The 7,062-nt window shown below is 46.9% G+C and carries 7 protein-coding genes, 4 tRNA genes and 1 pseudogene; 6 read left to right on the forward strand and 6 right to left on the reverse strand.

All coding sequences use genetic code 11. The annotated features are described in order from the left end of the window. Window positions 1–127 precede the first annotated feature (127 nt). The 4 genes from EA58_RS20320 to EA58_RS20335 all read right to left on the reverse strand — a co-directional run bounded on the left by EA58_RS20320 (window position 128) and on the right by EA58_RS20335 (window position 495). Window positions 128–203, reverse strand: a tRNA-Thr gene (locus tag EA58_RS20320). 12 nt (window positions 204–215) lie between these two features. After that, window positions 216–290, reverse strand: a tRNA-Gly gene (locus EA58_RS20325). Between the two features lie 38 nt (window positions 291–328). Next, window positions 329–413, reverse strand: a tRNA-Tyr gene (locus EA58_RS20330). 6 nt (window positions 414–419) lie between these two features. Continuing rightward, a tRNA-Thr gene (locus EA58_RS20335) sits at window positions 420–495 on the reverse strand. 208 nt (window positions 496–703) lie between these two features. Here EA58_RS20335 and coaA point away from each other — a divergent pair. Then, window positions 704–1,642, forward strand: coding sequence for a type I pantothenate kinase (gene coaA / locus EA58_RS20340; protein ID WP_036757385.1), 939 nt, complete (start codon window positions 704–706; stop codon window positions 1,640–1,642). A gap of 45 nt (window positions 1,643–1,687) precedes the next feature. Here the strand turns inward: coaA and birA are convergent, their stop codons facing one another. Continuing rightward, window positions 1,688–2,653 (reverse strand): bifunctional biotin--[acetyl-CoA-carboxylase] ligase/biotin operon repressor BirA, encoded by a 966-nt coding sequence (gene birA, locus EA58_RS20345; RefSeq protein WP_036757389.1) that lies wholly within the window; start codon window positions 2,651–2,653, stop codon window positions 1,688–1,690. Next, entirely contained in the window at window positions 2,650–3,690 is a 1,041-nt protein-coding gene (murB, locus tag EA58_RS20350) for a UDP-N-acetylmuramate dehydrogenase (protein WP_036757391.1), read from the reverse strand. Before murB ends, birA begins: the two co-directional genes overlap by 4 nt. 73 nt (window positions 3,691–3,763) lie before the next feature. Between murB and EA58_RS20355 the strand changes: the two genes are divergently transcribed. From EA58_RS20355 to EA58_RS20370, 5 genes and pseudogenes are all read left to right on the forward strand, one after another. Continuing rightward, window positions 3,764–4,207, forward strand: a complete 444-nt coding sequence (locus EA58_RS20355; RefSeq protein WP_036757392.1) for a GNAT family N-acetyltransferase — start codon at window positions 3,764–3,766, stop codon at window positions 4,205–4,207. Between the two features lie 120 nt (window positions 4,208–4,327). Continuing rightward, complete coding sequence (gene pssA / locus EA58_RS20360; RefSeq protein ID WP_036757395.1) at window positions 4,328–5,677, forward strand: CDP-diacylglycerol--serine O-phosphatidyltransferase; 1,350 nt, start codon at window positions 4,328–4,330, stop codon at window positions 5,675–5,677. Window positions 5,678–5,686: 9 nt separating this feature from the next. Beyond that, the gene (locus EA58_RS20365; RefSeq protein WP_036757397.1) at window positions 5,687–6,340 is read left to right on the forward strand and encodes a nicotinamidase; all 654 of its coding nucleotides are present in this window, start codon (window positions 5,687–5,689) and stop codon (window positions 6,338–6,340) included. A gap of 15 nt (window positions 6,341–6,355) precedes the next feature. Further along, complete coding sequence (locus tag EA58_RS22250; protein ID WP_152548136.1) at window positions 6,356–6,589, forward strand: helix-turn-helix domain-containing protein; 234 nt, start codon at window positions 6,356–6,358, stop codon at window positions 6,587–6,589. Beyond that, window positions 6,561–6,950, forward strand: a pseudogene (locus EA58_RS20370) (IS630 family transposase); the annotation flags it as partial. The gene EA58_RS22250 and the pseudogene EA58_RS20370, both read left to right, overlap by 29 nt. Between the last annotated feature and the right edge of the window lie 112 nt (window positions 6,951–7,062).

The raw sequence follows: 7,062 nt of genomic DNA on the forward strand, positions 1-7,062 counted from the left end.
TTCAAATTTTTCTTTAGACATGGGTAGTCCCTCTAGGCACGGTATTTAGGTGGTATAACGACCACACAACCAATCATGGGTTTTGTAGAGTATATATCAAAAGGATTGAAGTGCTTTGGAGAGAGAGTGGTGCTGATAGGCGGATTTGAACCGCCGACCTCACCCTTACCAAGGGTGCGCTCTACCGACTGAGCTATATCAGCACACGAGAAATGTGGAGCGGGCAGCGGGAATCGAACCCGCATCATCAGCTTGGAAGGCTGAGGTAATAGCCATTATACGATGCCCGCAAACTCGTAACTCGTAGAGCTATTCAACCATTTGAATATGGTGGAGGGAGAAGGATTCGAACCTTCGAAGGCGGAGCCGTCAGATTTACAGTCTGATCCCTTTGGCCACTCGGGAATCCCTCCAAATTTTGGTGCCGACTACCGGAATCGAACTGGTGACCTACTGATTACAAGTCAGTTGCTCTACCTACTGAGCTAAGTCGGCGTAAGTGCTGCGCATTCTATGCGATGGATTTAGGGCTTGCAATAGGAAAACACAAAAAAAATTACATTGATGGCCCATATGCGCATTTATTAATCAAACATAAGCCAGTACGTACAGATTTCATCATCAGAACAAAAGATGTCCTCTTTCACTTCGTCAATTGATCCTGTATTGTCCCATTCCTTGTGAATGAGATTTTGGTTACAAAATGAACGAGATCCTAACACCTTACCTTTCCTTTGACCGCCAGGCATGGGCTGAATTACGCAAGTCAGTCCCCATGACACTGAACGAATCGGATCTCGAAAATCTTCGCGGGATAAACGAGCATCTTTCGATGGATGAAGTTCGCGACATCTACCTGCCTTTATCTCGTTTACTGAACCTTTATGTGGGTGCTCGTAAAGGCCGTAATCGTGTTTTAGAAGAATTTCTTTCACAGCCCAAACCTAATACTGTTCCTTATATCATCGGAATCGCTGGCAGTGTCGCTGTTGGGAAGAGCACCACCGCCCGTTTGCTGAAAGCGCTCCTGACCCGATGGCCGGAACATCCCAAAGTCGAACTCATCACAACCGACGGTTTTCTGTATCCGAATAAAGTTTTGTTAGAAAAAAACCTGATGAAGAAGAAAGGATTTCCACAATCCTATGATATTCGTCGTCTGGTTGAATTTCTGACAGAAGTGAAATCTGGCAAGGCTCGCGTTGAAGCGCCCGTTTATTCACACCTCATTTATGACATTACTGATGAAATCAAAGTGGTGGAACAGCCAGACATTCTGATTATCGAAGGACTCAATGTTTTACAAAGTGGTATGGACTACCCGCATGAGCCGCATCGAGTCTTTATTTCGGATTTACTTGATTTCTCTATCTATGTTGATGCAGAGCCGGAACTACTGCAAACCTGGTACATCGAGCGATTCTTAAACTTCCGTCAGGGCGCTTTTAAAGATCCGTCATCCTATTTCAATCACTACACAAAACTGAGCGTCCCAGAGGCGATTAAGACCGCCACCAATATCTGGCAGGAAATTAACGGCAAGAATCTGAAAGAAAATATCTTGCCGACCCGCGAGCGGGCCAGCCTGATCCTGCAAAAGGGATCCAATCATGCAGTACAGAAGATTAAGCTTAGAAAATAAGAAAATCTGACAGGGTAAGACCAGCTCAGTGTTAGCTGGTCTTGATCAATCGCCTTGCCGCAGCGAAATTTCCCCACCCAGATAGGGCACCATCCCCTGTTCAGTCTCTAGCAACAGAGCACCTTGAGGATTGATCCCACGCGCAATTCCTCGAATGACTTTGTCACCCATCAGCAATTTTACTGGCCGGTCGAGAAAATTATCATATTGATCCCACTCGTCAACGAAGCCAGCCATTCCGACTTCCTCATAACGCAGCAATGTCTCTGTCATTCCTGCAATAATGGCTGCTGCCAGTTGATTACGATCAGGCATCATTTCGCAAGCTTCGGCAAGGTTTGCCCAAGGCTGACCTACGGTCTCTGAATCTGTGTTTGTCATCGTCAGATTCAACCCCATACCAATCACCAAATGAGCCGCGTCACCCGCTTTTCCGCTCATTTCAACCAAAATGCCCGCTAGCTTTTTATCCTGAAAATAAAGGTCATTAGGCCATTTCACTTTGATGTCATTCGCACCCAATTTCCGCAGGGTTTTCGCAATCGCCAGTCCAACAACCAAACTTAAACCCATCGCAGCCGCAACCCCAGCATCCAGCCGCCAGTACATGGAAAGATACAAATTACTGCCAAATGGTGATAACCACTGTCTGCCCCGCCGGCCGCGACCCGCCTGTTGATATTCCGCCAGACATACAGACCCTTTGGGCAGTTGTCCGATACGATCCAGCATGTACTGGTTTGTTGAATCAATAACAGGTACCAGTGATAAAGATGGGCAATCAACCTGAGAGAGAATCGCCGTTTCATCCAGCAACTCAAATCCAGCGGCTAAGCGGTAGCCTTTGCCCTGGACTCGATGGACATCCAGCCCCCATTCCTGGATTACCTTGATGTGCTTACTAATCGCCGCGCGAGAAATGCCCATTACTTCCCCCAGCGCTTCCCCGGAATGAAATTGTCCATCGGCAAGTGTTCGGATCAATGCCAATTTGGTCGTCTGCTCTTTCATGGCATCACCTCATCCAATGTCGTTTCCCCATTCGCCCCCATAAAGCGCACCTCATGCTCCAATCTGACGCCAAATTTACATGCCACGGTGTCAACAATATGGCGAGCCAGTCGGAGTACATCTTCAGACGTTGCTGAACCGGTATTGACGATGACTAAAGCTTGTTCTTTGTGGACTGCCGCGCCACCAATCTGATAGCCCTTTAAACCACATTGGTCGATCAACCATCCTGCCGCCAGCTTGTAATGTCCATGCTGAGCCGGATAACTGGGTAAGCCAGGGAACACTGCTGAAAGCTGCTGATATTTCTCTTGGGGGACAATTGGATTTTTAAAAAAGCTGCCAGCATTGCCCAATTGAGCCGGATCCGGTAGTTTTGCACGACGTATTGCACAAACTTGCGCTAATATTTCTTTCGCTGTCACAGTTTCTGGGTTTAGGTTCGCCAGCGGCCCATATGTTGTTTTCGGCAGCCAGTCTTTACTCAAGCGAATCCCGACAGCAATGATGATGTGCGTATCTTTCAGGGCATGTTTAAAAATAGAATCACGGTAGCCAAAGCAACAGTCGTCAGCACTGAGTCGCTGAACCTCACCAAGATGTCGATCCATCACCTCAACATATTCGCAGACATCCTGTAATTCCACACCATAGGCACCAATATTCTGAATTGGTGCAGAACCAACACACCCTGGAATCAAGGCCAGATTTTCCAGACCTGGCATCCCCTGTTCTACCGTCCAACAGACCAGTTGGTGCCAGTTTTCACCAGCGCCAACATGCAAATGGTAGGCATAGTCAGTCTCACTGACCACTACGCCCATGATACGGTTTAGAATGACAGCCCCTTGAAAATCACTACAGAACAGTAAGTTACTACCTTGTCCGATGATCAGCGGTGGCGGTGTGTTCAGACGTTCATTTGAGAGTAAGAGCTTCAACTCATCCGCTGTGCTTACAGCGGCCATCCGGGATGCTTGAACCTGGATACCAAACGTATGTAATTGAGCCAGTGAGTGGGAATGCAAAACTTCCATACCAATTTCAAACCGTCGCTTTATACTGGAGGCCGCATTCTAACTGATCCCCTGAAGTGACGCAGTTAATTCCATGACAGATTTCACGAAAACAACACTCAGCTTCCATCCTTTGAAACCGATTCGATTCCCACTAATCAATCGACTCTACAAGGCGCATTACCCGGCAGGGAAAGCCAAAAGAGACGAAATCATCTGGATTGGTGAAACAACATCAGAAATTGTCACTGTCGTTCGGTTTCAGTTGTCTGATGATCATCAATTGCTGACAGGGATGCTGGTCGCACCGACATTCCGACAACAAGGGGTTGGTCTGGCATTATTGGAGGCCTGTCGCACGCAACTATTGTCCAGGCGCTGTTTTTGTTTTGCGTTTAGTCACCTAGAACCGCTGTACCAAAAAGCAGGGTTCATTGTCATCGATGAAGTGCGATTACCGGCATCTTTGGCCAACCGACTTCAACGCTACCGAAGTGCAGGAAAATCACTCATTCCCATGCAATACAGCCCGAATTGACCAACCTGCCTCCCAAGCTCAGCAATTGCACCACTGCAGCCACTTTACCATGACTAAAATCTGGTATAATTGGCCTCTTAATTTTTAGATTTATCAAATAAGTCGCGGAACGAGGCGATAATGGATTCAGCTACTGCAAATAGGCAGCTCATTGATCAGCTACCGTGTATTGCGCATCAACCAGAACATTTAGAAACACTGCTTGATGCCAGTGCTTTTCGCGAGCGCTTGTATCAAGAAATTACCAACGCGACTCAGCGTATCTACCTGGTCGCACTCTACCTTCAGGATGATGATGCAGGTCGCGGTATCCTCAAGGCATTGTATGAAGCCAAACAAAAACGCCCAGAACTTGATGTCAAAGTGCTTGTTGACTGGCATCGAGCGCAGCGCGGATTAATTGGCGCAGAAAAATCTGAAGGGAATGCTGCTTTTTATCGTGAATTTTCAGCATCATACGAACATAAAATTGAAGTGCTGGGTGTACCTGTCCGCAACCGAGAAGTCTTTGGGGTACTGCATCTGAAAGGCTTCATTGTTGATGATACTGTGATCTACAGTGGTGCCAGCCTGAATGATGTGTATCTGGCCCAGCATCAGCGCTACCGCTGTGACCGCTACCATGTACTGAAAAACACCAAGCTGGCAAACAGCATGGCTCAGTTTGTGCTAAAAACATTGGTTGACAGCCCAGCCGTGAACTGTCTGAATCAGCAAGTTCGCCCGGAAACGAAAAGCTTGCGCAATGCAATCAGAGATTTACGCCAGGAGCTTCAACAGGCAAGTTACGCTTTTGAACCTGAAACCATCGCTGAGAATCAAGTTGGACTGACTCCGATCGTCGGATTAGGACGACGCAGAAACAATCTCAATAAATATATCTGTACTCTGATCGCCAGTGCTAAGCATGAACTCACGATCTGCACACCATACTTCAATTTCCCCCGCAGTGTCAGCCGCGAAGTCAAACGTGCTCTGCGACGCGGAGTGAAAATCACCTTAATTGTGGGTGACAAAACGGCAAATGACTTTTATATCCCACCTAGTGAGCCTTTCCGAACCATTGCTGGATTACCTTACTTGTATGAAGTCAATCTACGCAATTTTGCCAAACACAATGAAGCTGCAATTGCTCGCCGACAGTTAGCAATTCATATCTGGAAACACGACAACAACAGCTTTCACCTGAAAGGTATCTGGGTAGATCGGCAGTATATGCTGATCACCGGCAATAACCTCAATCCAAGAGCATGGAAACTAGATCTTGAAAATGCCATTTTAGTACATGACAAGCATGAGCTACTGTCTGAACAAAAACAGCAGGAACTCAACGCAATCTTGCGACATACTCAGTTAATGGGGAGCTATAAATTTATCGACAAAGTCGAAAGCTACCCTCTGCCTGTCAGACGCTTGATCAAACGTATTCGACGCCTGAAAGCAGATCATATCCTGAACCAGATCCTGTAGGGGGAGTTCATGGCGATTGCAGCAATTGATGTAGATGCTCAGCAAACTTTTACGCCGTTGTGTCCTGACGAATTGCCCGTCCCGGAAGGGGATCAAATTGCAGCAGCCCTAAATGAACAGGCAGAATTGGCCAGTTGGCGCATCCTCACCAAGGATGCCCACCCGACAAACGCTGTTTGGGTTGTTGATAGCCATGAGAAAATGCTGCAACCCCTCCCTCATCCGAATGCAGATCTAACCTGGGTAAAACATGCTGTTCCCGGAACTCAGGGATTTAAAGTGATCCCTGGGCTTCCTGAGATCACTGGCTACGATCATGTTATTTGGAAAGGGATCGAGCCCGATCTTCACCCCTATGGGGCTTGTTATCACGATCTGCAAGAAAGACTCAGCACAGGCCTAATCGAATGGCTCAAAAGCAAAGGGGTGACCACTGTCTTAGTTGGTGGATTAGCAACTGACTATTGTGTGAAAACAACAGCGATACAGCTCCAAGCAACCGGAGCATTTAAAGTCATTGTCAATTTGGCTGCCTGCCGAGGTATTGCTGTAGACACAGTCGCTTCCAGTTGTGAAGAAATGCGCCAGGCAGGAATATTTGTGGCAGAAAACTTCTCTGAGGTAAAATCACTCTGTTTCGATGAGACACTTATCCTGCCATAGCAATTCTAATCTACCCTGAAACCTTATTTTCAGTACAATTATCCCAATCTCACTAAAGGCCAGTCCCGCACTCAAGTCGCCAAGTTTCTAAAAGTCAGCAGAACCAGTGTCAACAAATGGGTTCACACCTTTCTCGAAGAAGACCTCGAAGGGCTTCAAGAAAAACCAAGAACAGGTAGACCTTCATTCTTAACCCCAGAGCAACAAGAACAACTTTGGCTCCGTTTGCCCAAGCCGAGGGATCGGTGAAGCGATTGTCGTCCCTTGGGTCAACAAAGAAATCATGATCAAACACCTCAAGCAAATCTCAAGCGTGACAGAAAAAGGTCGACATGCCGTTGTGATCATGGATGGTGCGGGATGGCATACTGATGACGTCGCGCATCAATTTGAGAATGTCAGTATCATCAAACTGCCTCCCTATTCTCCTGAGCTTAATCCAATAGAGCAGGTATGGCGTTGGTTGAGACAACGCTGTTTAGCCAATCAAAGTTTCAGAGATTATGACGATATTGTTGATAAGGTCTGTACGGCATGGAACCAGTTTTTGCAATGCACTCAGCGAGTCAAAAAGATGTGCTCACGGCAATGGATTGACCTGACCCGTTAATTTTCCAGAATGGTATTAGAAAGTGGGGGCAGGTCAGTATGATCTCTGGAAAGATACACTTTGACGCAAAAAGGCCACCTTTTTCAGGTGGCCTTTTCAAAAGAGAGAGCCT

This window comes from Photobacterium galatheae, assembly GCF_000695255.1.
Taxonomy (GTDB): Bacteria; Pseudomonadota; Gammaproteobacteria; order Enterobacterales; family Vibrionaceae; genus Photobacterium; species Photobacterium galatheae.